Raw genomic sequence first — 235 nt, 5'->3', positions numbered from 1 at the left:
GTTCCACTCCTCCAGAACCCTCCGACGCTCGCCCGCACCCAGCACATCCACCGCACTCAGCCGGAGCCGTGGATCGGCGACGACCGACTCGACGACCCGCCGCAGCCGGAGGGCAAGCTGTTCTGCCGACTTCTCCTCGAACAGATCGGCGGCCACGACGACCGAGCCGCGTACGCCGGCCGGCGTGCCCTGTTCGTCGTAGACCTCCGAAGCGGTGACCTCCAGGTCGAACTTC

1 protein-coding gene is annotated in these 235 nt (G+C 68.5%); it reads right to left on the bottom strand.

Annotated elements, in window-relative coordinates; translation table 11 throughout:
* A partial coding sequence (locus tag H0H10_RS04535; protein ID WP_188179497.1) for a hypothetical protein occupies positions 1-235 on the bottom strand: 235 nt, incomplete at both ends.

The organism is Streptomyces griseicoloratus, assembly GCF_014534645.1.
Classification (GTDB): Bacteria; Actinomycetota; Actinomycetes; order Streptomycetales; family Streptomycetaceae; genus Streptomyces; species Streptomyces griseicoloratus.
This window is presented reverse-complemented; position numbering and strand designations above follow the sequence as displayed.